Raw genomic sequence first — 24,693 nt, 5'->3', positions numbered from 1 at the left:
GCACCGGCGCCTTCGCATCGCGGGCCGAATGCCACCGCTTCGGCCACGCGATCATATGAGCCCGGTTTCGTATGCGTACCGGATTAGGCATGTGTTCGAATCGGCCTGCAGCTTTTGCATCGCCATATATTTCTGCGTCGACACGGTGCTGACCGAACGACCGAGCTGCTTTGCGATGCTGGCGAGCGAATGCCCCGATACGAACAGCCGTACGACTTCGAGTTCCTTCTGGGTGAGCTCGGGTTGATTCTCGTACGCAGTCGCGCCCGCCTGCTCGACGATTGCGCGAACGGCCGGCGAGAAATAGCGGGTGCCGCCGGCACGGACAAACTGGCAAGCACGCACGATTTCGCTGACCTCGTCCTCCTTGCTGACGATCCCGGCAACGCCGAGCCGTATCGCGGAGGCGAACACGCTCGGATTCGTCTGGGCCGTAAACATCACGCAGCGTACGCCCGGCATGGTATCGCGCAGCTTCCGCAGCAGCATGAAGCCGTCGAGCGGGTTGTCGCCGCGACTCATTGCATAGTCGACGATCGCGAGATCGGTCGGGAACGCGGCCAGTGCCTCGAGCAGCGCCGCACCATTACTGCAACGATGAACAATGTGGAAGTTTTGTGTCCATTGCGTAAGGCTTCCGATCAGCGCGAGCACCATCGGATGGTCGTCCACAATCGCAACTGTAGTTCTGCTGATCAATTGATTTTCCGAAAATGAAAATCAAATGGTATCGAACAATCGTCGACAATAAATTTGTACAAGTACGAAATTAATTATGATTAAACCTCAGTTCAGGGCAATCGCACGAAATGTGTAAATCGTTAAAGAAGGCTTCCGTTTGCTTGAAAGCCTGTCCGAAGCAGGATGCAGTGACGGTTTTTCGCCCTGACAGAAACCCGCGCGACAGTCCGTCTTGCAGCAGGAAGTGTTGAGTATCGAAGAAGCATTCGGAGGTTTGACGGATCCGCGTAGCCGGCCGTCCCCGCATGGGAGCCTGATCCGGACTTATGGCCCGGCCTGCGTTCGATCGTGATGGTCGAGGCCACTCGAAAAATCGGCGATACCAAGACGACCGAACGGCGTTACTAGGTGTCGAGCCTGCCTCCCGACGCAGCGCGAATCGCGCAGGCCGTGCGGGCGCATTGGCGTATCGAGAACAGCATGCACCGGGCGCTGGACATGGTAATTTCAAGATGCATACTGGAATGCTATCGTCCAATACGCGGGCAATGCGCCATATCTCGATCACCGGATGCAGGTCGCGCGGAATCTCGAAAAAGCCGGCCTGTTCGTCGTCAAAATCGCCCGCGGCAGCGGCTTCCGGCCATGATTTACATGGAAAACCCCTAAAGGAATCGCTGCCCCGCGAAAGGTAGCAGAAGGTTTCGCCTCCCTATACTCGTCGTGACGATGCAGCAAGCATCGCGCCAGACGAATACAACGAAGGAGACGACCCCGATGCGACCCATCCTGCGCACCCTCGCCGTGGCAGCCAGCCTGAGCTGCGCGCTCGCCGCTCACCCCGCTTTCGCCGATGACGGCGGCAAGATCACGATCATGGTCGGCGGGATCGCGAAGCTGATCTACCTGCCCGCGCGGCTCACGCAGGAACTCGGCAACTTCAAGGCCGAAGGGCTCGACGTCGAGCTGCTGTCGCAGCCGGCCGGCGTCGACGCCGAGAACGAGCTGCTGGCGGGCGCCGTGCAGGGCGTCGTCGGCTTCTACGACCATACGATCGACCTGCAGAGCAAGGGCAAGGACGTGAAGGCGATCGCCGTGTTCGGCCAGGTGCCGGGCGAGGTCGAGATGGTGTCGACCAAGGCCGCGCCCACGTTCAAGTCGATGGCCGACGCGAAGGGCAAGACGCTCGGCGTGACGGGCCTCGGCTCGTCGACCAGCTTCCTCACCCAATACCTCGCGCTGCAGCACGGCGTGCCGTCGACGCAGTACACGATGCTGCCGGTCGGCGCCGACGCGAGCTTCATCGCCGCGATCAAGCAGGGCCGGATCGACGCCGGGATGACGACCGAGCCGACGGTGTCCGCGCTCGAGAAGATGGGCGAGGCAAAGGTGATGGTCGACATGCGTACCGTCGACGGCACGCGCGCCGCGCTCGGCGGCACCTACCCGGCCGCGAGCCTCTACGTGCAGTCGGCGTGGGCCGATTCGCACAAGGCGGAAGCCACCAAGCTCGCGCACGCGTTCGCGAAGACGATGCAGTTCATCCACACGCACAGCGCCGAGGAAATCGCCGCGAAGATGCCGGCGGACTACCAGAAGGACAAGAGCCTGTACGTGGCCGCGCTGAAGGCGTCGCTGCCGATGTACACGGCCGACGCGAAGATGCCGGCCGACGGCCCGGCAACCGTGCTGAAGGTGCTGTCGGCGTTCAACCCGTCGGTGAAGGGCAAGCATATCGACCTGGCGCGCACCTATACCAACGATTTCGTGAACGCGAAGTAATCGATATCGGTACAGGCGCCGGCGGCGGCGATCCCGCCGCCGCGCGTTCCCCGTTCCGGTCCGGCTGACCGGCCCGGCGTCGCCACGATGCGACGCCCTCTTCACCCGCAGGACAAACGCGATGAACCAGGCAGTTTCCCCGAGCACACCGGCGATCGAGTTTCGCAATGTGTCGTGCCGCTTCATTTCGCCGGAAGGCAAGGCCACCGTCGCGCTGCGCGACTTCAGCATGAGCGTCGCGCGCGGCGAGTTCATCGCGATCGTCGGGCCGACCGGCTGCGGCAAGTCGACCACGCTGAACATGATCACCGGGCTGCTCAAGCCGGTGTCGGGCGAGGTGCGCGTGATGGGCCGCCCGGTCGACGGGATCGACCCGCGCATCGGCTTCGTGTTCCAGGCCGACGCCGTGTTCCCGTGGCGCAACGTGATCGACAACGTCGCGGCTGGCCCGCTGTTCCGCGGCCGCTCGAAGGACGTCGCGTACACGCAGGCCGAGGAATGGATCCGCAAGGTCGGCCTCGACAAGTTCACGAAGCACTACCCGCATCAACTCTCCGGCGGGATGAGAAAGCGCGTCGCACTCGCGCAGACCTTCATCAACCAGCCGGAAATCCTGCTGATGGACGAGCCGTTCTCCGCGCTCGACATGCAGACGCGCACGCTGATGCAGGACGAGCTGCTGCAGCTGTGGTCGGCTAACAAGGGCTCGGTCGTGTTCGTCACGCACGATCTCGAGGAGGCGATCGCGCTCGCCGACCGCGTCTTCGTGCTGACCGCGCGCCCCGCGACGCTCAAGCGCGTGTACGAGATCGACCTGCCGCGCCCGCGCGTCACGTCGGAGATCCGCTACGACCCGCGCTTCATCGAGATTTCCAAGGACATCTGGCACGACCTGCGCGAAGAAGTGCAGATCGGCTGACGCATACGCCCCACGGCACGCAATGGCAAGAAACAGCAAGGACAGGAGCATGACCGACATGACGCTTCCCACTACCGCCCTTCCGGCGACGACGCTCGAGGACGACGAGCGCGCCGCGCAACGCCGGCTGCGCCGCCGGCGCAACCTGATCGTCACGCTGCGGATCGCCGTGCTCGTCGTCGTGCTCGGCGGCTGGGAGCTCGCCGCACGCCTGAAGTGGATCGATCCGTTCTTCTTCTCGATGCCGACGCTGATCTTCGAGCAGATCCAGGACTGGTTCGTGAACGGCACGTCGCAGGGCCCGCTGCTCACGCAGGTGTGGGTCACGCTCGAGGAAACCGGGATCGGCTTCCTGATCGGCTCGGTCGCCGGCGTGATCTGCGGGATCGTGCTCGGCCGCAACAAGCTGATGGCCGACGTGTTCGGCCTGTACATCCAGATCGCGAACTCGATCCCGCGCGTCGTGCTCGGCTCGATCTTCGTGATCGCGCTCGGCCTCGGAATGGCGTCGAAGATCGCGCTGGCCGTCGTGATGGTGTTCTTCGTCGTGTTCGGCAACGCCTTCCAGGGCGTGCGCGAGGCCGACCGCTACCTGATCGCGAACGCGCAGATCCTCGGCGCGTCGCGCCGGCAGATCACCACGGCCGTCGTGATCCCGTCCGCGCTGAGTTGGATTCTCGCGAGCCTGCACGTGAGCTTCGGCTTCGCGCTGGTCGGTGCGGTGGTCGGCGAATTCCTGGGTTCCAAGCAGGGCATCGGCCTGCTAATCTCCACCGCCCAGGGCGCGTTCAACGCGAGCGGCGTGTTCGCGGCGATGATCGTGCTGGCCGTGGTCGCGCTGGCCGCTGACTACCTGCTGACCTGGGTCGAGAAGCGCTTGCTGAAGTGGCGCCCCGCCGCGTTCTGAACATCGCACGCATCACATGACACGCCCGAACCGCGCCGGTTGCCCCGGCGCGGTTCGGCATTGAGGAGAAGGAATGGCGCACAGCCTGCGCGGACGGCTCTTGTGGTGGCTGCTGCTGCCGCTCGCGGCCTTCGTGCTGATCGCGGGCGCGATGTCGTACGAAACCGCGCGGCGCACGGCCGGGCTCGTGCAGGACAGCGCGCTCGTCGCGTCCGCGCGCACGATCGGCGAGGACGTCGAATGGCGCAACGGGCTGCCGGTCGCCGACGTGCCGCCGGCCGCGCTGGAGATCTTCGAATCGCCGTCGCGCGATTCGGTGTTCTACAAGGTGATCGACGGCCACGACCGGCTGCTCGCGGGCAACCCGGCGCTGGCCGTGCCGGCGCAGCACGGCATCGACCCGACGCTGTACGACACGACGCTCGACGGCCTGCCGCTGCGCGCGGTCGCCTACGATCGGCAGCTATACGACGAGGGGCAGATCGAGACGGTCACGGTGATCGTCGCGAAGACGACCCGCTCGCGCGACGCGATGGTCGACACGATCTGGCGGCCGCAGCTCGTGCGCCTGTCGCTGATGCTGGTGCTCGCGGTGGTGCTCGTCTATCTCGGCCTCACGCTCGAGCTGCGTCCGCTGATGAAGCTGAAGGACGACGTCGCCGACCGCGGGCCGATGGAGCTGGAGCCGATCCGCCCCGAGCGGCTGCAGCACGAGCTGCGGCCGATCGTCGACGCGATCAACCAGTGCATCGCGCGGCTCAATACGCACACGGCCACGCAGCGCCGCTTCATCGCCGACGCCGCGCACCAGTTGCGCACGCCGATCGCGGTGCTCGACACGCAGATCCAGTACGCGCAGCAGCGCGGCAACGGCGATCCGGACCTCGCGTCGGTGCTCGACAGCATGCAGCGCAGCAGCCGCAAGATGGCCGACGTGACCGACAAGCTGCTGCTGCTCGCGCATGCGGAAGCGACGCCGTCGACGCTGCTCACGCATCGCGTCGATCTCGCCACCATCGTGTCGAGCGTGCTCGAGGAAACGATCGTGCTCGCGCAGCGGCGCGATATCGACCTCGGCGCCGATCTCGGCGAGCGGCTCGACGTCGCGGGCAGCGACAGCCTGCTGACCGCGCTGGTGATGAACCTCGTCGACAACGCGGTGCGCTACACGCAGCCGGGCGGCTGCGTGACGGTCGCCGCGCGGCGCGACGGCGACGCGGTGGTGCTCGACGTGGTCGACAACGGCCCCGGCATCCCGGCCGAAGCGCGGCCGCACGTGTTCAAGCGCTTCTACCGCGTGTCGGCCGACACCGAAGGCTCGGGCCTGGGGCTCGCGATCGTCCGCGAGATCGCGCAGGCGCACGGCGGCAGCGCGTCGCTTGCGCCGGGGCCCGGCAATCGCGGTATCGTCGTGACCGTGCGGCTGCCCGCCTATGATTGAAGCGTGCCCCCCAAACCTGCCGCTACGCGCCAGGCCGCCCGAGGGGGCACCCCCCCAAGGGGACTTCGTTCCGGGCGGAAAACCTGGGGCGGCCCGGCGTTTTCTTTAGAGATGTGGTCATGAAACTCCTGCTGGTCGAAGACAACGCCGAACTCGCGCACTGGATCGTGAACCTGCTGCGCGGCGAGGATTTCGCGGTGGACTGCGTCGGCGACGGCGAGCGCGCCGATACGGTGCTGAAGACCGAACGCTACGACGCGGTGCTGCTCGACATGCGCCTGCCCGGCATCAGCGGCAAGGAAGTGCTCGCGCGGCTGCGGCGCCGCAACGACAACGTGCCGGTGCTGATGCTGACCGCCCACGGCTCGGTCGACGACAAGGTCGACTGCTTCGGCGCAGGTGCCGACGACTACGTGGTCAAGCCGTTCGAGTCGCGCGAACTGGTCGCACGAATCCGCGCGCTGATCCGCCGGCAAGCCGGCGTCGGCACGACGCAGCTGGTGTGCGGCGATCTCGTCTATGCGTTCGGCACGCGCGAATTCCGCTGCGGCGACGCGGTGCTCGCGCTGCGCCGCCGCGAGCATGCGATTCTCGAAACGCTGATGCTGCAGCAGAACAAGACGGTGTCGAAGGCGCGGCTGATGGACAGCGTATTCGCGCTCGACGACGAACCGAGCGCCGATGCGATCGACATCTACATCCACCGGCTGCGCAAGCATCTCGCGGGCAGCACGGCCGAGATCATCACGCTGCGCGGGCTCGGCTATATCCTGCGCGCGAAGCATGCGCAGGACTGACGGCCCCACCCTCGCTGTCGATTCGTAGCACGAAGCGTATCGAAAGCCCGCCATCGGCCTGGCGGGCTCGGGTTCGCACGCCCTGCCCGATTCGCGATTATTGCGCGTTCGGTGTTTTCACCGATCCGATTCTTTCCTCCGGGAAAGCGGCGTGAAGGATTGCACCCTCTACGATGCTATGCGTCGGCCCCCTCGCTGTGGTCGGCAACATCCGGCATACATTACGTACTGCCGACGAATAGATTTCAATGCGGCAGCTCGGAGGAGACGATCTTGAAACGAAAAACCCTTGCCCTTTCCATCGCGGCGGCAGGCCTGTGCGCCGGCACCCAGGCGCATGCGCAATCGAGCGTGCAGCTCTACGGCCTGATGGACCTGAGCTTTCCGACCTACCGGACCCACGCCGACGCGAACGGCAATCACTCGATCGGGATGGGCAACGAAGGCGAGCCGTGGTTCAGCGGCAGCCGCTGGGGCCTGAAAGGCGCTGAAGATATCGGCGGCGGCACGAAGATCATCTTCCGCCTCGAAAGCGAATACGTGGTCGCGAACGGCCAGATGGAAGACGAAGGCCAGATCTTCGACCGCGACGCGTGGGTCGGCGTCGAGGACGAGCGCTTCGGCAAGCTGACGGCCGGCTTCCAGAATACGATCGCGCGCGACGCATCGGCGATCTACGGCGACGCGTACGGCTCGTCGAAGCTGACCACCGAGGAAGGCGGCTGGACCAACTCGAACAACTTCAAGCAGATGATCTTCTACGCGGCCGGCCCGACCGGCACGCGCTACAACAACGGCATCGCGTGGAAGAAGCTGTTCAGCAACGGCATCTTCGCGAGCGCCGGCTACCAGTTCAGCAACTCGACGCAGTTCGCGACCGGTTCCGCGTACCAGGTCGCGCTCGGCTACAACGGCGGCCCGTTCGCCGTGTCGGGCTTCTACAACCACGTGAACCACAACGGCTTCACGAACCAGACGTTTTCGGCCGGCGGCACCTACGCGTTCAGCATCGTGCGCCTGAACGCCGGCTACTTCCGCTACAACGGCGACCAGGGCGCGCTCGGCCAGCGTCACGACGATTCGTGGACCGTGTCGATGAAGATCGCGCCGAAGGGCGCGCTCGACTACGAGCTCGGCTATCAGCAGATGCGCATCAAGAATGCCGCGAACAACGCGGACGGCTTCACGCCGAATGCAAACCTCGGCGCGTTCAGCCTGACCAACGGCGTCGCCAACGGCTTCAAGGAGACGATCTACGGGTCGGTGTTCTATCACCTGAGCAAGCGCACCGAGCTGTACCTGGCCGGTGACTACATGAAGCTGCACGGCGGTTACACGGTGTCGTCGACGTTCGGCGCGAAGAACCAGCTCGAACTGACGTCGGGCATCCGCACGCGCTTCTGACCTCAAGCGGGGCCGATCCGGCCCCGCCGTACCCTCCATCCGGGATTTCTCCATGCGGGCACGCCGGCGCTTTGCGCCGACCGTGCCCTTTTTTTCGTCGTTTTCGGGGTACGAGAGATGCCCGGGAACGGCCCGCCGGCCGGCCCGTGCGACAACCGGCCCGAAGCCGCTTGCGGCCCGTCGGGCGGGCGATCGCGGCCGATGCGCGCACGATCGCCTCACATCGGTGCTTGACCTGCGCCGACCGACTCGCTAGCGTTTCGGGTTTGCCCGGGTGGCCGTTGCCGCCGGTGCCGTGAGTGCGCCCGACGTCCTGGCGCACGCGGCCGGGCTCCGATGGAAAAAACGATGCAGAAACTCGATGCGGCGAGCCCGCAGGCGATGTCGACGGATTTCACCGCCGACAACGTCGCGCGCCTGAAGGCGCTGTTCCCCGAACTCGTGACCGAAGGCCCGGACGGCGCGTCGGTCGACGTCGACGTGCTGAAGGCGCTGGTCGGCGAGCGCACGGTCGGCGCCGCCGACGAGCGCTACGGCTTCCACTGGCACGGCAAGCGCAGCGCGCGCCAGGCCGCGCTCACGCCGTCGACGGGCACGCTGCGCCCCTGCCCCGGCGACAGCGTCGCGTGGGACGACACGCGCCATCTCGTGATCGAGGGCGACAACCTCGACGTGATGAAGCTGCTGCACAAGAGCTACGCGGGCAAGGTCAAGCTCGTCTACATCGACCCGCCGTACAACACCGGCAGCGATTTCGTCTATCCGGACGACTTCAGCGACAGCATCCGCCACTACCTGTCGATGACGGGCCAGACCGACGGCGGCCTGAAGCGCAGCACCAATACCGAGGCGAACGGCCGGTTCCACACCGACTGGCTGAACATGATGTATCCGCGCCTGAAGCTCGCGCACGCGCTGTTGTCCGACGAAGGGCTGATCGCGGTGCACATCGACGAGCACGAAGTGCATGCGCTGGTGCTGATGCTGCGCGAGATCTTCGGCGAGGAGAACGAGCTCGGCGTGGCCGTGTGGGACAAGCGCAACCCGAAGGGCGATGCGCGCGGCGTCGCGTACCAGCACGAATCGCTGGTGCTGTTCGCGCGCAATGCCGAGACGCTGCTCGAACAGGCGCCGCTCAAGCGCCCGAAGCGCAACGCGCAGCGCATGCTGGATGCCGCGCACGACGCGGTGTACCGCAGCGGCAACGCGAAGGACGCGCAGAAGGCGTACCGCGCATGGATGAAGGCGCAGACCAACCTGTCGGGCGGCGAGGTGATGTACGACCGGCTGTCGGCCGACGGGCGCGTGTACCGCCTCGTGTCGATGGCGTGGCCGAACAAGAAGAAGGCGCCGGATGAGTATTTCACGCCGCTGCTCCACCCGGTCACCGGCAAGCCGTGCGCGATGCCGGCGCGCGGCTGGCGCAACCCGCCCGCGACGATGCAGGCGCTGATCGAGCGCGGCCAGATCGAATTCGGCGCGGATGAAACCACGCAGCCGCAGCGGATCTACTACCTCGACGAGAACATGTACGAGAACGTGCCGTCGGTGCTGCCGTTCGCCGGCTCCGACGACGCGCTGCTGAAGACGCTCGGCATCCCGTTCGACCAGCCGAAGCCGGTCGATTTCGCGGCGGCCGTGATCGGCTGGTGCACGCGCGGCGACGACATCGTGCTCGACTGCTTCGCGGGCTCCGGTTCGACCGGCCACGCGGTGATGCAGGTGAACGCGACCGACGGCGGCGCGCGCCGCTACATCCTCGTGCAGCTGCCCGAGGCGCTCGACCGCCGCGACAAGACGCAACTGGCGGCTGCCGATTTCTGCGCGAAGCTGAAGAAGCCGCTGACGCTCGCCGAAGTCACGAAGGAACGCCTGCGCCGCACCGCGCAGCAGGTCGCGCGCGACTATCCGGAAAGCTATGGCGACCTCGGTTTCCGCGTGTACCGGCTCGACACGACCAACGTAATCGAGTGGGATCCGCGCCGCGACGACTTCGACCATGCGCTGTTCGCGTCCGTCGAGCACGTGAAGACCGGCCGCAGCGAGGACGACCTGCTCGCCGAGCTGACGCTGAAGCTCGGCCTCGACCTGTGCACGCCGGTCGAGCACCACCAGGTGGCCGGCAAGACCGTGCACCTGATCGGCCGCTCGATCGTCGCGTGCTTCGATGCACGCGTGTCGCGCGACGACGCGGGCCCGCTCGCCGACGGCATCGTCGCGCTGCTCGACGCGACCGGCGCGACGCGCGACGTCACGTGCCTGTTCCGCGACAGCGGCTTCGTCGACGACGTCGCGAAGCTCAATCTCGCCGCGCTGCTCGAACAGCACGGCGTGAAGCGCGTGCGGAGCCTGTGATGCGGCTGCATTTCGAAGCGGATCTCGACTACCAGCGCGAGGCGATCGACGCCGTCTGCGACCTGTTTCGCGGCCAGGAATCGTATCGCGGCGACTTCAGCGTGCTCGCGAACGCCGCGCCCGGCACCACGGCCGCGGCGCAAGGCTCGCTCGGCTTCGCGGTGTCGGAGCAAGGCGTCGGCAACCGGCTGTCGCTGACCGACGACGCGCTCGCGCGCAATCTCGCCGACGTGCAATTGCGCGGCGGGCTGCCGCCGTCCGGCCTGCCCGGCTCGCGCGACTTCACCGTCGAGATGGAGACCGGCACCGGCAAGACCTACGTGTACCTGCGCACGATCTTCGAGCTGAACCGCCGCTACGGCTTCACGAAGTTCGTGATCGTCGTGCCGTCGATCGCGATCAAGGAAGGCGTGCACAAGACGCTGTCCATCACCGAGGATCACTTCCGCGCGCTGTATGCCGGCGTGCCGTACGACTACTTCCTGTACGACTCCGCGAAGCTTGGCCAGGTGCGCCACTTCGCGGCGAGCGCGGCGATCCAGGTCATGGTGATGACGGTGGCCGCGATCAACAAGAAAGAGATCAACAACCTCTACAAGGACAGCGAGAAGACCGGCGGCGAGAAGCCGATCGACCTGATCCGCGCGACGCGGCCGATCGTGATCGTCGACGAGCCGCAAAGCGTCGACGGCGGGCTCGAGGGGCGCGGCCGCGAAGCGCTGGCCGCGATGGCGCCGCTCTGCACGCTGCGCTATTCGGCGACGCACGTCGACCGTCACCACATGGTGTACCGGCTCGACGCGGTCGATGCGTACGAGCGCAAGCTGGTCAAGCAGATCGAGATCGCGTCGGCAATCGTCGAGGATGCGCACAACAAGCCGTACGTGCGGCTCGTCGGCGTGTCGAACCGGCGCGGCGCGATCAGCGCGCGCATCGAGCTCGACGTCGCGACCACGGCCGGCGTGAAGCGCCAGATCGTGTCGGCCACCGACGGCGACGATCTCGAACGCGTGACCAAACGCGCGCTGTATGCGGGGCTGCGGATCGGCGAAGTCCATGCGGTGAAGGGCGCCGAATACGTCGAACTGCGCCATCCGGAGGGCGAGGCATTCCTGTCGCTCGGCGAGGCGTTCGGCGACATCGACACGCTCGCCGTGCAGCGCGAGATGATCCGCCGCACGATCCGCGAGCATCTCGACAAGGAATTGCGTCTGGCCGAGCGCGGCGTGAAGGTGCTGTCGCTGTTCTTCGTCGATTCGGTCGAACGCTATCGCCGCTACGACGAGAACGGGGTGCCGGTAAAGGGCGACTACGCGCTGATCTTCGAAGAGGAATATGCGCGCGCGGCGCGCGTGCCGGCCTACCGTGCGCTGTTCGACGGCGTCGACGTCGCGCTCGAAGTCGAGCGCGCGCACAACGGCTACTTCTCGATCGACCGCAAGGGCGGCTGGACCGACACGAGCGAGAGCAGCGCGGCGGCCCGCGAGAACGCGGAGCGCGCGTACGGCCTCATCATGCGCGAGAAGGAAGCGCTGCTGTCGTTCGACACGCCGCTGAAGTTCATCTTCTCGCACTCGGCGCTGAAGGAAGGCTGGGACAACCCGAACGTGTTCCAGATCTGCACGCTGCGCGACATCCAGACCGAACGCGAACGCCGCCAGACGCTTGGCCGCGGGCTGCGCCTCGCCGTCGACCAGGACGGCGAACGCGTGCGCGACCCGGGCGTGAACACGCTCACCGTGATCGCGACCGAGCGCTACGAGTCGTTCGCGGAGAACCTGCAGAAGGAAATCGAGGCCGACACCGGCATCCGTTTCGGGATCGTCGAGGAACACCAGTTCGCGGCGCTGCCGGTGCAGGAAGGCGACGGGCCCGCGCATGCGCTCGGCATCGAGCTGTCACGGGTGCTGTGGACGCATCTGCATGAGCAGGGCTATGTCGACGCGCAGGGCAAGGTGCTCGACCGGCTGAAGGATGCGCTGCGCCAGAGCGCGCTCGTGCTGCCCGAAGCATTCGAGTCGCTGCGCGCGCCGATCGTCGCGACGCTGCGCAAGCTGTCGGGCCGCTTCGCGGTCCGCAATGCCGACGAGCGCCGTGCGATCGCATTGCGGCGTGACGCGTCGGGCAAGGCCGTCGTGTTCGGCGACGACTTCCGCGCGCTGTGGGACCGTATCCGCCATCGCACCGTGTACAGCGTCGAGTTCGACAACGCGAAGCTCGTGCGCGACTGCACGGCCGCGCTGCGTGACGCGCCGGACATCGCGCGCGCCCGGCTGCAGTGGCGCAAGGCCGAGATCGACATCGGCAAGGCCGGCATCGAGGCGATCGAGGTGGCCGGCGCCGGCACGGTGCTGATCGACGAAGGCGAGCTGCCGCTGCCCGACCTGCTGACCGAACTGCAGGACCGCACGCAGCTCACGCGCCGCTCGCTCGCGACGATCCTGGCCGACAGCGGCCGGCTTGACGATTTCCGCGTGAATCCGCAGCAGTTCATCGCGCTGGCCGCCGACGCGATCAACCGTTGCAAGCGGCTCGCGCTGGTTGCCGGCATCGCGTACCGAAAGCTCGGCGAGCGCCACGTGCATGCGCTCGAATCGTTCGAAAGCGAGGCGCTGACCGGCTATCTGCGCAACCTGCGGCCCGAGGCGCGCAAGTCGATCCACGAGGCGGTCGTGTGCGAGACCGATGCGGAGCGCGCGTTCGCTGACGCACTGGAGGCGCACGACGGCGTGAAGCTGTACGCGAAGCTGCCCGCGTGGTTCCGCGTGCCGACGCCGCTCGGCAGCTATCACCCGGACTGGGCGGTGCTCGCGGAGCAGGATGACGGCGAGCGGCTGTACTTCGTCGTCGATACGCCGAATGCGGATGGCGATGTGTCGAGCGAGCACGAGCGCGCGAAGCTCGCGTGCGGCGAGGCGCATTTCCGTGCGCTGGTGCAGGGGGGAGACGCGGCGCGGTTCGTGCGCGTCAGGCAGGCCGATGCGTTGTTCGAGCCTGTCGCACCCGTTGCGCCGCTTGCGGGCGCCGGGCGCTGAAACGAAGGGCGGCGATGAGCCGCCCTTTTTTCATGGATCGGGCCGCGACGTTGATGCGATACCCGCCGCTGCGCGGCGAATCCGCCTGTCATTCGGATGAAAGCGAATCGTATCCTCGCGCGTTCGCGCGCGTGGTTACGGCTGGTTGCAAATCGGGGTCGATGCGATGCGCGCGCGCGACAGCCGCGTTCGCCGCCGCCATGAAAAAAGGGCGCCGAAGCGCCCTTCTTTCTCGCGCAGTCCCGCGCTTACAGCGTGTGGCCGAACGCGTCGTGATGCGCGTGATGGTGGGACGTCGATGCATGCGCGGTATGCCCATGCGAGCGCCCGTGACCGTGACCCGGTTGCGCACCGGCACGATCGGCGATCGAATCGGAGCGATCGGCCGCGCGCGACAGGCCCTTGTCGCGGTCGCCCGCGCGCATGCCGTTCGAGTTGCTCATCGCTTCGCCGCTCATGTGGCCGCCGGACATGCCGCCCGCGTTGCCGCCGGAGCCGCCTGCGCCATGACCGCCGCCGTTGCCGCCGCCATTACCTCCGGCCGCCGCATACGCGGAAACCGTACCGAGTGCGAGCAGCGCGGCTGCCAGCACGGACAGATATCGTTTGGTTTTCATTGTTTGCTCCCTGGAGCGCGTTCGAGTGATTGCATTCTAGGAACGCGCGAAGGTCGCGCTGTTCGACGTTGTAAATGATCGTAACGGCGCGTGTACAACGAAATCGTCAGATCAATCGGCGGCGGGCTGGCTGCGGGTGCGGAATGCGTGGCCGGCCGTCATCGAACAAGGAAGATGTAAGGCGGAAACGGCGCCTGCCGTTCCGCCTGGGATGCGCTTGCTGCGGCTTACTGCGCAGGCTGCATGCCCTGCGCGGCGGCCTTGCGCTGCGCGGCCTGCTCCTGCTCGTGCTTCTTCGCCATGTGGTGGCCGACGATACAGCCGCCGACCGCGCCCACTACCGCGTGATGTCCGGCGTAGTGGCCGGCGACGCCGCCCACCACCGCGCCCTTCATGCAGCCTGCCGCGTGCGCGCTGCCGATCGTTGCGAGCGCAACGACAGCTGCCGTTGCGCACAACCTGATGTGTTGAATGGGCTTCATGCGATCACTCTCCTCTTGTTGTCGTGATCAATGTTCTTGTAAATCGGTCGCCGGGCTCAGTCCCAGCGGCCGCGCCAGCCGCCATCACGTCCGCCGTGCTCGCGCCACTCGTGCTCGCGCCATTCACGGCGGCGCCACTCGTGTTCACGCCATTCGCGCGCACGCCAGTCGTCGTCGCGGTAGCCCACCGGAGCGTACATCACCGGCGGCGGCGGCGCGACGTAGACGGGCGCCGGTTCCGCGTAGACGCCCGGCACGCCGATCCCGACCGACAGGTCGACGTGGGCCGATGCGACGCCCGAGGCTGCCAGCGCTGCTACACCGAGAACTGCACCGAGAATAAGTTTCTTGCTCATCTCGCGACTCCCTGCACGTGTCGTGCGTCATGTGAATACGGTTCGGAGTCTAGGCACGCGGAGCCGACACAGGTGAAACCGGTATGCGAGACCGGTAACGGGCGTTTACGGACGCACGCAAAGCCTTGCGGGACAAGGAAGGGGCGAGATTCGACACGCCGTTGCGACGGCGCATCGAATCGGTAAAAGCGGGCATTTTTGCCGGGATGCAGCCCGCGTTGCCGTTACGCGCGGATGTCGTCGACGCTGCGCAGCCAATGCACGCTGAACAGGTTGTCCGCGTCGGTCCACACGGTATCCGGTTCGAAACCCGCGCGCCGTGCGATCGCCTGGAAGCCGTCGATCGTGAACTTGTGCGAGTTCTCGGTGTGAATGCGCTCGCCGGCATCGAAGCGGAATGCGTGGCCGCGCACGTGCACCGTCTGCGCGAGGTCGCTGACGAGATGCATCTCGATGCGCTGCCGCTCGGCGTCGTAGAACGCGCAATGCGAGAACGCGTCGAGATCGAAATCCGCGCCGAGTTCGGCGTTCGCGCGGGCGAGCAGGTTCAGGTTGAACTGCGCGGTCACGCCCTGCGCGTCGTTGTACGCGTGATGCAGCGTGCGCTCGTCCTTCACGAGATCCGCGCCGACCAGCAGTCCGCCGCCGCGCAGCAGCCGCGCGGCATCGCGCAGGAACGCGTCGGCTTCCTCCGGCGAGAAGTTGCCGATCGTCGAGCCGGGGAAGAAGCCGATGCGCCGTCGCGGCGTCTCGGTCAGCTCGGCCAGTTGCTCGGCCTTCGTGTAGTCGGCCGCGATCGGCGCGACGTCGAGCCACGGATACGCGGCACGCAGCCGCGCGGCCGCGCCGTGCAGGTAGTCGGCCGAGATGTCGATCGGCACGTAGCGCGCCGGCGCGTTCGCGTAGTTGTCCGCGCACGCGTCGAGCAGCACGCGGATCTTCTCAAGCGAGCCCGCGCCGAATTCGACGATGTCCGCATGCGGGCCGACGCGCCGCACGATCTCGGCGGCGCGATCGCGCAGGATGCCGAGCTCGGTGCGCGTCGGGTAGTACTCGGGCAGTTCGCAGATGCGGTCGAACAGCTCGGAGCCTGCCGCATCGTAGAAGTATTTCGGCGAAATGCTGCGCGGCGTGCGCGACAGTCCCTCGATCAGGTCGCGCTCGAACGCGCTCGGCCGCGAATCGCGGGCGGGTTGCAGGCCACCGCTCGTGGCCGTCAGGTCAGACGTCTCGCGCAAGTCGCACTCCCGTGAATTGCCAGCGCGCGGCCGGCGGAAAGAAATTGCGGTACGTCGGCCGTTCGTGCCCCGGCGGCGTCGCGATGCTGCTGCCGCGCAGGACCTGCTGGCCGACCATGAACTTGCCGTTGTATTCGGCAGCGACGCCCGCGAGCGGCCGAAAACCCGGGTACGGCTCGTAGGACGAACGCGTCCACTGCCACACGTGGCCGAGCATCTGCCGGATGCCGTCCGTGTCGAACGCGGCTTCCCATTCGAATTCGGTCGGCAGGCGTGCACCGGCCCATTCCGCATACGCGGCTGCTTCGTAGAAACTCACGTGACACACGGGCGCATCGGGCGCGAACGGCGCCACGCCGTGCAGGCCGAACGTGCGCCAGTCGCGCGGGGCTATCGCACCGTCGTCGTCGGGAATCCAGTACGCGGGCCCTCGCCACCCTTCCCGCTGCACCGTCGCCCAGCCGTCGGACAACCAGTATTCGGGGCGTTGGTAGCCGCCGTCCGCGATGAAGGCCGCAAATTCCGCATTCGTCACGAGACGGTTCGCGATCTCGCAAGGCTGGACGAGCGCCGTATGGCGCGGCCGTTCGTTGTCGAACGAAAACGCGTCGCCGTCGTGGCCGATCTCGACAAGCCCGCCCGGCTGGTGCAGCCAGCGCAACGGACCGGCGTCGCCCACGGCCAGCGCGGCTTGCGGGTCGGCCGCGTCGCGCGGCCGGAATGCCGGCTTCAGCGGGTTGCACGAGAACGCATGCAGCATGTCCGTGACGATCAGCTCCTGGTGCTGCTGCTCGTGATGCAGGCCGAGCTCGACCTCGGGCGCGATCGCGGCGAGCCACGCCGGATCGGCATCGGTGAGCGCGCGCAGCATCGCTTCGTCGACGTGCTGCCGGTACGCATGCACCTCATCGAGCGACGGACGCGTAAGCAGCCCACGCTGCGGCCGCGGATGGCGCGGGCCGAGCGCTTCGTAATAGGAGTTGAAGAGGAACTGGAACGCGTCGTCGAACGGTGCGTAGCCGCGCACGCGGCGCATCAGCACGACGGTTTCGAAGAACCAGGTCGTATGCGCGAGATGCCATTTCACCGGACTCGCGTCGGGCATCGACTGCACGGCCTGGTCTTCAGCGGATAGCGTCGCCGTCAACGCGACGCTATGGGCGCGCACGTCCTGGTAACGGCGCTGAAGCTGGGATGCAAGGAGGCTCATCGGTTTACCGTCCACGTCGCGATTCGCTGCGTTGCGTTGCCGGAAAAAGGAAAGCCTTGCGCTCGGATGCGCGCGGCTGACGTGCGATCTTCGTTGCTGCATCGTCGGGCAGCCGGCGCGTGCCGGGCCGCTGATGCGGCATCACTTCATCTGCCCGTGCAGAACAGTATGGGCCAGAAATGTGAACGTCGCGAATCGGATTTCGGGCGCAACCAAAGCGAAAGAAAAATGAAAGCATGCGGGGTGAACGGGACGGCGGTGTGACAAGCCGCCGGCGCCTGTCATGGTGGGGCTCGGCACGTGGATGCAATGCGCATGCCCGCGCGTGCTCGCTACTGACGGCCCATGTCAACCGCGCGGCACTCGTGAAAGCTTGACGCGGGTTCGTCGGAGGAACCGCATCATGCAGCCGATGCGCGAGCGTCGGCGTCCCGTTCAACCGCGCTTCCCGGCTTGTTGAAGAATTTTTTGCGTCGATGTCACACCCGCGGGGGGCTCGCTCGTCATATCACCGGAACCCACACGAAAGGAGAAGGAGCCATGACTGCGAAACTCAATCCGTTTGCCGCCGCCCCCGCGCTGATGAAGAACTGGATGGCCGTGTCGGTCGCCGCTGCCGGGAGCCTCGAGCCGACGCTGATCGAGCTGGTCAAGATCCGCGCATCGCAGATCAACGCGTGTGCGAACTGCCTTAACATGCACACCGTCGAGGCGCGCGAGCAAGGCGAGACCGAGCAGCGCATCAACCTGCTGGCCGCGTGGCGCGAAGCGCCCTGCTACACCGACCGCGAACGCGCGGCGCTCGGCTGGACCGACGCGCTCACGCGACTGTCGGAGGGCCATGGCGCGCACGAAGCCGCGTATGCGGCGCTGAACGACCACTTCAGCCAGGAGGAACAGGTGAAGCTCACGGTGATGATCAACGTGATCAACGGCTGGAACCGGCTTGCCGTCGGCTTCGGGCTGTGGATCGATCCGGCCGACGCGAAGGCCTCTGCCGCGAAGATGGTGGCGTGATGACCCGCCTCGATCCGGCCGCGGGCAGCGCCGAACACCAGGCCGACGCAGCGGCGAGCTTCGATCCGCTGCGTCGCACGCTGATCCGCGTCGCGTACCGGATGCTCGGTTCCGTCGCCGATGCCGAGGACATGGTGCAGGAAGCGTTCATCCGCTGGATGAACGTCGATCGCACGGAGGTGCGCGTGCCCGAGGCGTTCCTGCGCCGCATGGTGATGCGCATGTGCCTTGATCAGCTGAAGTCCGCGCGGCACCAGCGCGAGACGTATATCGGCCCGTGGCTGCCCGAGCCGGTCGTCGAGGAAGATGAACAGGAGGACGTCACGCTGCCGCTGATGCTCGCGCTCGAACGGCTGTCGCCGCTCGAACGCGCGGCGTTCCTGCTGCACGACGTGTTCGGCCTCGAGTTCGACGAGATCGCGACGACCATTCAGCGCGACCCAGCCGCATGCCGCCAACTCGCCGCTCGCGCACGCACGCATGTGCGCGAGGCGCGGCCGCGGTTTCATGTCGAGAAGCAGCGCGGGATCGAGCTGGCGGAGGCGTTCTTCGCGGCATCGCGCAGCGGCGACATGCGCGCGCTCGGCGCGATGCTCGCCGAGGACGTGAGCCTGCATGCGGACGGCGGCGGCAAGCGCACGGCCGCAGGCAAGCCGGTATTCGGTTTCGAGCACGTGATGAAGGTGCACGCGTACCTGGCCGAGTTGTTCGCCACGCATGCGTCGACGCTCGTGCGTGCAGGATTCGTCAACGGGTTACCGGGGTTCGTCACGCTGGAAGCTGACGGTGAGCTGCAGACCACCGCGCTCGAGATCGACGACGGGAAGATCGTCGCGATCTATGTCGTGCGGAATCCTGACAAGTTGAAGCATCTGCACTGACGGTAGCTGGCGGGCGCCTTGTGCCCGCTTTCCCCGCTCTGCGCCCTGCTTTGCCGATCGCCGGCTGCTACGTGGATCGCACGATGCAACGGCACGTGCATGCGTTGTTTCGGCCGGAAAAAGAAAAACGCCACGCGATGTTGCCGCGTGGCGTTTGTATGTTTGGCGAGCCGGATTGCCTGTAGGCAATGCGTGCTGCCGGACCCCTTCATTTTGTTCGTTGGTAGGCTCGATTGGATTCGAACCAACGACCCCCACCATGTCAAGGTGGTGCTCTAACCAACTGAGCTACGAGCCTAAGAAGCCGCGAATTATAGAGAGGGTTTTTGAGGAGCACAAGCCCCTTCGTGAAAATTTTTTGAATCGAGGGTCCTGAGCGCTGGCGATCGACCTTGCCTGGGGCGCTCCGAGGACGTGGGTTTCATGCCTTGGCGTCACAGCAAAACGTGTCGGCGCGCTGTGAAGTTATCCACACTTCCCTCTGGATAACCGTCCTGCAAGCCTCTGAATTCACAGTGGAACGATTGAGGATATGTCGGCGCCGCTGTGAATCGACGAAAAGTTGTTCTGTGCTCCACAGAGCTGTGCACGCGCATCGCCTACGGTTATGCATTCCGCTTCGTGCTGAAAAATCAGTGCGTTACGGAGGTTATCCACTGTGAGGCAGCCAGCTTGTTAACTATCACTACGTATGTATACGAACTCTGTTAACACCCTTGGATAAGCACAGTCCGGGGACTGTGATCCGGGCAGGATATGCACTGCGTGCAGCGAGCAGACAACCAAAGAGACAGGCTGTGATGCGTGAGGACGATGGGCCAACGCGCCGCATCTGTAGAATCGCCGGCGTTCACAGCGTGGCGATCCTGTTCGATACGGTCGGCTTCCTCGACGCGAACGTCACAGGGTCGAAGATCGTCTGGTCGATAGCGAAGTCATTGGGATTGACGGTGGTAAGCGAACATCCCGCGGTGGCGAGTCGCGAACCGTGTGCACAGGCAGCAGACGAGTTTCGCTACGATCCGCACCAGGGGAATCCGGGATCACAGATGAGATTCAGCCAGGATTCCACGCCCTCACGACAACCGAGCAATCGATCATGACCTTCATGCAACCCGCGCCGTTGTGTGCCGACCTCGACGCGATCGTTCGCGAGGAACTGAAGTTCGGCAATGCGCTGCCGGAAAAACCTGTCCGCGCTGACTGGCCGACGAAGGGCGGCGTGTTCGCGGCGTTACGTGACGATCTTCATCTGCGCGCGCTCACGTTGCCCGCGCATGTGCGGCACTCGGTCTGCACCGATCCGCATTACGGTTGGCATGACGAGTGTTTCTGCGAGCGGCATGGCCATTTGCTGGTGGCAGGGCGGACCAAGCCACCGCAGCGCTGATGCGTGTGGATATTGCGCCGACTGAGGAGGCAGAATGCTGTGTGCACGTGAACTCTGCCGCGAACGCAGAAGGCGGCGTGATCGCGCTGACGAGCATGTCGGAATGGCATGCTCGTGTGAGCGTTGCGATGGATGTGGACAAACGGCGCAAACCGGATCGAAAACGCTGTGGCACATTCGCAGCCTTACCTGAAGCGTGTTTCACGACAAAGGCAGACCGGGAAGGATTCAGTTATTCGAGCGGCGCAGCATGTTGAAAAAGATGTTGATAATCCCGCTTTAGAATCAATCAAAATGCTGTGCCACGAAAGAGTTGGCACCCGGAAGCGGATGGCTTCATCGCGCCGCGAGGCCCGTGTGGCGTGGCTTTGCCCGTTTTGATGTGATGAATCGATCAACTGATTGGCGATCGATGACATTGGTGCTCGAGATGTGGATATCTCAATTACCAGAGCACTTAAAAAACTGTGCGCTTGCCCGGTGAGCGCGATCGAGAATGGAAGCTTCGATGTGGATATCCAACACGGAAACCACTCAAAATGCTGTGGAGGACGAAGGTGAGAGCAGCGATTTTCAATCCAGACATCGAGCCGTCTTCCCGATGTGGACAACCGATTCCAAACTGACTCCAAACGCTGTGCGCTTGAGCGGTGGGCGGGCACACGGAGGCCTGGTCGCCCGCGTGATCAGGCACCCGGGCGACGGTCCAGCGCCGGCCGCGAGGCCGCGCATCGTATCACTCAGGTCTGCGCGTCGAGCGCCCGCACGATCGCTTGTTCCCCGAGACTATCCGCCGGTCCGACCACGGCGAAGTTGAGTCCGTTCACCGACCCATACCGCGCCAGCAACGCGCCATCGACCCGTTGGCCGGCTTCCATCAACCGGTGCGCGGATTCCGGCGGCCGCAGGTAGAAGCTCAGCGTGCGTCCCGCGTCGTCCTGATAGAGCACCATCGCAGCCGCGCCATGCCCGGTTGCAAACAGACGCCCGCCAACCGGCCTGAACCCCGCCGCGCTCAAATCCGGCAGCCTCGCCGACGCGCCCACGCGGCTGGTGAGCCAGGTTTGCAAATCTCCCGCACCCGTCGGCCGGAAATCCACCTTCGCGGCCCGATCGACCACCATCATCCGGTAAGCCTCGACCGCATCGCTCATCGGCGCAACGGCCGGCGGCGCGTTCCAGCCGCGCGCCTGCCACCCGCCGAACGTGCCCAGCCCGATGCAGAACACGAACGAAGCCGCCATCGCGAACCGCATCCGCGAACGCTCCGCGCGCCGCGCACGAATTGCCGCAGGATCGAGCTCGGGGTTCTCGCCAGGCATCCGCACGCCCTCCAGCGCGGCCCGCAACCGCTGCGCATCCTGCTGCCATTGCTTCACCTGTTCCGCACTCTCCGGATGCAGCGCGAGATAGCGCTCGACCGCGGCGCGCGCGTCGTCGTCGAGCTGGCCGTCGACATAGGCCTGGAGATCGTGTTCGTCGGGATGGAGGTTGTTCATTTCATCAACCGCAAAGAAGGGGCAGGAAGCTCGCCGTCGCTGAGCTGGCGCAGCGCCTGGCGCGCGCGGGAGAGTCGCGACATCACGGTGCCGATCGGCACGTCGAGCAGGTCGGCGACTTCCTGATAGGTGAAGCCCTCGACCGCGACCAGCAGCAGCAGGCTGCGCTGTTCGTCGGACAGGCGGCCAAACGCCTCGAGCGTCGCGCGCGCGGTCACTTCGCGTTCGGCGGACGGCCAGTGCGGCTCGTCGTCGCTGCGGATGCGGCCGAGCAGCCACGCGTAGCGCTTCGCGCTGCGTTTGCCGTCGAGAAACTGCCGGTAAAGGATCGTGAAGAGCCAGCTGCGCAGCGACGCGTCGTCGCGGCGGCTCGTCCAGCGCGACAGCGCGCGCTCGAGCGTCGACTGCACGAGATCGTCGGCCGCGTGGACGTCGCGCGCCAGCCAGAGCGCGAAGCGTCGCAGCCTGGGGATGAGTTCGCGTAACGCGTCGTCGTCGGGGGCGTGTGGTGGCATGGCCGGGCCGGGAGCCGAAAGCGTGGAGATGCCGCGTAGGACGCCGGTCGGCGCCGCTTATTCCGTCAGCATACGAAAAATTTCTTCGAGGAATAAAGCGGCGCGGGTGGCGTCCTACGTGCGTTCGACAATGATCTGACGATCGGGAGTGCATCCATGAAGCAATCTTCCTCTTCTTCGCCGCCGCGCGAGCCCGGGCGCGGGTGGTGGCGCTGGACCGTGATCGGCGGCGCGGTGGCTGGCGTGGCCGTGGCGTTCGGGTATGTCGGCGGCTGGCTTGCGCCGGCGCGTCTGACCCCGCACCGGCTCGTCGACGCGCTGCAGATGGCCGGCGGCGAGCATCCGGGCTTCCGCCGCAATCACGCGAAAGGCGTGTGCGTGACCGGTTACTTTGAAGGCAACGGCGCCGCGAGCGCGTATTCGGTCGCGCCGTTCTTCAAGGCGGTGCGCACGCCGGTGGTCGGGCGCTTCGCGTTGCCGGGCGGGAATCCGTACGCACCCGACAGCAGCGTGCCGATCCGCAGCCTCGCGCTGAAGCTCACCGCGTCGGACGGCCAGCAATGGCGGACCGGGATGAACGCGATGCCCGTGTTTCCGGTGGCGACGCCGAAGGCGTTCTACGCGCAGCTGCTGGCGACCCGGCCGGATCCGGCGACGGGCAAGCCCGATCCGGCGAAGGTGAAGGCGTTTTTCGGTGCGCATCCGGAGACGGCCGCGTTCCGCACCTGGGTGAAGGGTGCGAAGCCGAGCGCGAGCTACGTCACCGAAAGCTATTACGGGCTGAACGCGTTTTACTTCGTCGACGCGGCCGGCAAGCGCCAGGCGGTGCGGTGGCGGGTCGTGCCGGAGCAGACGGCCGGCGCCGGCGACGTCGCGACCGCCGCGGATCCCAATGTATTGCAGCAGGACCTGACGCGACGCATCGCGGACGGTGCGCAGAAGTGGAAGCTGCTGGTCACGCTGGCGGAGCCGGGCGACGCGGTGGACGACGCGACGAAGGTCTGGCCGGCGCAGCGGACCACGATCGATGCGGGGACGCTCGTCCTCGATCGGGTGGAGCAGCAGGACAGCGGGCCGTGCCGCGATGTGAATTACGACCCGACGGTGTTGCCGCAGGGCATTCAGGTGTCAGGCGATCCGTTGCTGGCGGCGCGGTCGGCGGCCTATGCGGATTCGTATCTACGCAGGACGAGTGAAGAGGCCGGCGTGGCCGGCGCGGCGCGGTTGAGTGCGGAGGGACGGTGATGAAGGCTACGACGACGTTTGGTTTGCCGGCGAGGGTGCTGCATTGGGTGATGGCCGCGATGATCGTCGCGATGCTGTTCATCGGGGTGGGGATGGTGGCGTCCGTATCCGAGCGGCATGATTTCCTGGTGGCTTTGCATAAGCCGCTGGGGATTGCCGTGCTCGTGCTGGTTTGCGTGCGGATCGTGGTGCGGTTCGTGTCGAAGCCGCCGGCGCTGCCTGGCGATTTGCCTGGGTGGCAGAAGGTCGCCGCGCACGGGTCACATCTCGTGCTGTATGCGCTGATGGTCGCGATGCCGCTGATCGGGTGGGCGATGCTTTCAGCTGGCGGGTATCCAGTGACTTTGGGTGGCGGCGTGCAGTTGCCGGCGCTGGTCTCGGCTGATCCGGTGGCGTTTGCCTGGCTCAGGGTCGCGCATCGGGTATTGGCTTACCTGTTCTTCGCTACGTTCCTCGCGCACTTTGCGGCTGCGCTGTATCACGGGTTGATCCGGAGGGATGGGGTGGTGAGGGCGATGGTGGGGAGGTGAGCGACGGAGGGTTGCGTTCAATGCGGCGGGGTTGTCCACGGGCTACCGTGGCTGCTCTTGCCGTGTCACCTATATATGACCACTGGGGCCGTTCAACGGACCCCGGCACCGCACGTCAAAAAAATTTCACAAAGGGGGTTGCGGAGATCGGGACACGTGCTTAGAATCACGCCTCTTTCGCGCTAACGGAAACGCGGCGCGGGAGGGAAGAAGGGAAGCGGTGCTGTTGAGGGAAAGTTGTAGAGCCCCAGCGCATACGAATTTAAACCGCAGTCGTCGCAACGAAGTAGTTAAAAAAGTTGTTGACGAGTTTTAAAAAACGGTTGATAATCTCGCTTCTCTGCTGCTGAAAACGCAGCGCTGCTGAGAAACACGAAGTTTCTTGCAGAAAT

General features: G+C 65.7%; 21 protein-coding genes and 1 tRNA gene. 13 read left to right on the top strand and 9 right to left on the bottom strand.

Translation table 11 applies throughout. From position 1 onward, the window contains the following. Window positions 1-51: 51 nt before the first annotated feature. Complete coding sequence (locus GEM_RS00115; protein WP_041490412.1) at window positions 52-699, bottom strand: response regulator transcription factor; 648 nt, start codon at window positions 697-699, stop codon at window positions 52-54. A gap of 759 nt (window positions 700-1,458) precedes the next feature. Here GEM_RS00115 and GEM_RS00110 point away from each other — a divergent pair. The 8 genes from GEM_RS00110 (at window position 1,459) to GEM_RS00075 (ending at window position 13,321) form a co-directional block, all read left to right on the top strand. Further along, the gene (locus tag GEM_RS00110) at window positions 1,459-2,463 is read left to right on the top strand and encodes an ABC transporter substrate-binding protein (RefSeq protein WP_014895426.1); all 1,005 of its coding nucleotides are present in this window, start codon (window positions 1,459-1,461) and stop codon (window positions 2,461-2,463) included. A 121-nt stretch (window positions 2,464-2,584) separates the two neighbouring features. After that, window positions 2,585-3,382: an ABC transporter ATP-binding protein gene (locus tag GEM_RS00105; RefSeq protein WP_014895425.1), complete on the top strand. Its 798-nt coding sequence runs from the start codon at window positions 2,585-2,587 to the stop codon at window positions 3,380-3,382. Window positions 3,383-3,440: 58 nt separating this feature from the next. Beyond that, complete coding sequence (locus GEM_RS00100) at window positions 3,441-4,289, top strand: ABC transporter permease (RefSeq protein ID WP_014895424.1); 849 nt, start codon at window positions 3,441-3,443, stop codon at window positions 4,287-4,289. A gap of 73 nt (window positions 4,290-4,362) precedes the next feature. Further along, window positions 4,363-5,730 (top strand): sensor histidine kinase, encoded by a 1,368-nt coding sequence (locus GEM_RS00095; protein ID WP_014895423.1) that lies wholly within the window; start codon window positions 4,363-4,365, stop codon window positions 5,728-5,730. Between the two features lie 119 nt (window positions 5,731-5,849). Then, window positions 5,850-6,527: a response regulator gene (locus GEM_RS00090; RefSeq protein WP_014895422.1), complete on the top strand. Its 678-nt coding sequence runs from the start codon at window positions 5,850-5,852 to the stop codon at window positions 6,525-6,527. Between the two features lie 273 nt (window positions 6,528-6,800). Beyond that, window positions 6,801-7,931 (top strand): porin, encoded by a 1,131-nt coding sequence (locus tag GEM_RS00085; protein WP_014895421.1) that lies wholly within the window; start codon window positions 6,801-6,803, stop codon window positions 7,929-7,931. A 348-nt stretch (window positions 7,932-8,279) separates the two neighbouring features. Continuing rightward, window positions 8,280-10,286: a site-specific DNA-methyltransferase gene (locus tag GEM_RS00080; RefSeq protein ID WP_014895420.1), complete on the top strand. Its 2,007-nt coding sequence runs from the start codon at window positions 8,280-8,282 to the stop codon at window positions 10,284-10,286. Beyond that, complete coding sequence (locus GEM_RS00075) at window positions 10,286-13,321, top strand: type III restriction-modification system endonuclease (RefSeq protein WP_014895419.1); 3,036 nt, start codon at window positions 10,286-10,288, stop codon at window positions 13,319-13,321. The genes GEM_RS00080 and GEM_RS00075 overlap by 1 nt, the downstream gene beginning before the upstream one ends. A gap of 248 nt (window positions 13,322-13,569) precedes the next feature. Here GEM_RS00075 and GEM_RS00070 read toward each other — a convergent pair whose 3' ends face one another. The 5 genes from GEM_RS00070 to egtB all read right to left on the bottom strand — a co-directional run bounded on the left by GEM_RS00070 (window position 13,570) and on the right by egtB (window position 17,224). Next, window positions 13,570-13,938: a hypothetical protein gene (locus GEM_RS00070; protein ID WP_014895418.1), complete on the bottom strand. Its 369-nt coding sequence runs from the start codon at window positions 13,936-13,938 to the stop codon at window positions 13,570-13,572. Window positions 13,939-14,165: 227 nt separating this feature from the next. Further along, window positions 14,166-14,420, bottom strand: coding sequence for a hypothetical protein (locus tag GEM_RS00065; protein WP_014895417.1), 255 nt, complete (start codon window positions 14,418-14,420; stop codon window positions 14,166-14,168). A 56-nt stretch (window positions 14,421-14,476) separates the two neighbouring features. Beyond that, window positions 14,477-14,776, bottom strand: coding sequence for a hypothetical protein (locus GEM_RS00060; protein WP_014895416.1), 300 nt, complete (start codon window positions 14,774-14,776; stop codon window positions 14,477-14,479). A 224-nt stretch (window positions 14,777-15,000) separates the two neighbouring features. Next, window positions 15,001-16,014: an L-histidine N(alpha)-methyltransferase gene (gene egtD, locus GEM_RS00055; RefSeq protein ID WP_014895415.1), complete on the bottom strand. Its 1,014-nt coding sequence runs from the start codon at window positions 16,012-16,014 to the stop codon at window positions 15,001-15,003. Then, on the bottom strand, window positions 15,998-17,224 hold the full coding sequence (egtB, locus tag GEM_RS00050; protein WP_014895414.1) for an ergothioneine biosynthesis protein EgtB: 1,227 nt from the start codon (window positions 17,222-17,224) through the stop codon (window positions 15,998-16,000). The genes egtD and egtB overlap by 17 nt, the downstream gene beginning before the upstream one ends. 540 nt (window positions 17,225-17,764) lie before the next feature. On the opposite strand from egtB, the gene GEM_RS00040 reads away from it, so the two are divergent. Both GEM_RS00040 and GEM_RS00035 read left to right on the top strand, forming a co-directional pair. Then, window positions 17,765-18,241, top strand: coding sequence for a carboxymuconolactone decarboxylase family protein (locus GEM_RS00040; RefSeq protein WP_014895413.1), 477 nt, complete (start codon window positions 17,765-17,767; stop codon window positions 18,239-18,241). Next, complete coding sequence (locus tag GEM_RS00035) at window positions 18,241-19,122, top strand: sigma-70 family RNA polymerase sigma factor (protein WP_014895412.1); 882 nt, start codon at window positions 18,241-18,243, stop codon at window positions 19,120-19,122. The genes GEM_RS00040 and GEM_RS00035 overlap by 1 nt, the downstream gene beginning before the upstream one ends. Before the next feature lie 221 nt (window positions 19,123-19,343). Here GEM_RS00035 and GEM_RS00030 read toward each other — a convergent pair. Next, a tRNA-Val gene (locus GEM_RS00030) sits at window positions 19,344-19,420 on the bottom strand. A gap of 810 nt (window positions 19,421-20,230) precedes the next feature. Here GEM_RS00030 and GEM_RS00025 point away from each other — a divergent pair. After that, window positions 20,231-20,512: a hypothetical protein gene (locus tag GEM_RS00025; RefSeq protein WP_051137984.1), complete on the top strand. Its 282-nt coding sequence runs from the start codon at window positions 20,231-20,233 to the stop codon at window positions 20,510-20,512. A 740-nt stretch (window positions 20,513-21,252) separates the two neighbouring features. Here the strand turns inward: GEM_RS00025 and GEM_RS00020 are convergent. Together GEM_RS00020 and GEM_RS00015 are read right to left on the bottom strand one after the other, a co-directional pair. Continuing rightward, window positions 21,253-22,011, bottom strand: a complete 759-nt coding sequence (locus GEM_RS00020) for an anti-sigma factor family protein (RefSeq protein WP_014895410.1) — start codon at window positions 22,009-22,011, stop codon at window positions 21,253-21,255. Next, complete coding sequence (locus tag GEM_RS00015) at window positions 22,008-22,526, bottom strand: sigma-70 family RNA polymerase sigma factor (RefSeq protein WP_014895409.1); 519 nt, start codon at window positions 22,524-22,526, stop codon at window positions 22,008-22,010. Before GEM_RS00015 ends, GEM_RS00020 begins: the two co-directional genes overlap by 4 nt. 156 nt (window positions 22,527-22,682) lie before the next feature. Here GEM_RS00015 and GEM_RS00010 point away from each other — a divergent pair, with 156 nt between their 5' ends. Together GEM_RS00010 and GEM_RS00005 are read left to right on the top strand one after the other, a co-directional pair. Then, window positions 22,683-23,771, top strand: a complete 1,089-nt coding sequence (locus GEM_RS00010) for a catalase family peroxidase (protein ID WP_014895408.1) — start codon at window positions 22,683-22,685, stop codon at window positions 23,769-23,771. Beyond that, complete coding sequence (locus GEM_RS00005; protein ID WP_014895407.1) at window positions 23,771-24,301, top strand: cytochrome b; 531 nt, start codon at window positions 23,771-23,773, stop codon at window positions 24,299-24,301. Before GEM_RS00010 ends, GEM_RS00005 begins: the two co-directional genes overlap by 1 nt. The last annotated feature ends 392 nt before the right edge of the window (window positions 24,302-24,693 follow it).

This window comes from Burkholderia cepacia GG4 (genome assembly GCF_000292915.1).
In the GTDB taxonomy this organism is placed as follows: Bacteria; Pseudomonadota; Gammaproteobacteria; order Burkholderiales; family Burkholderiaceae; genus Burkholderia; species Burkholderia cepacia_D.
The sequence above is the reverse complement of the archived record's forward strand: the minus strand, read 5'-3'. Positions and strand labels throughout refer to the sequence as shown.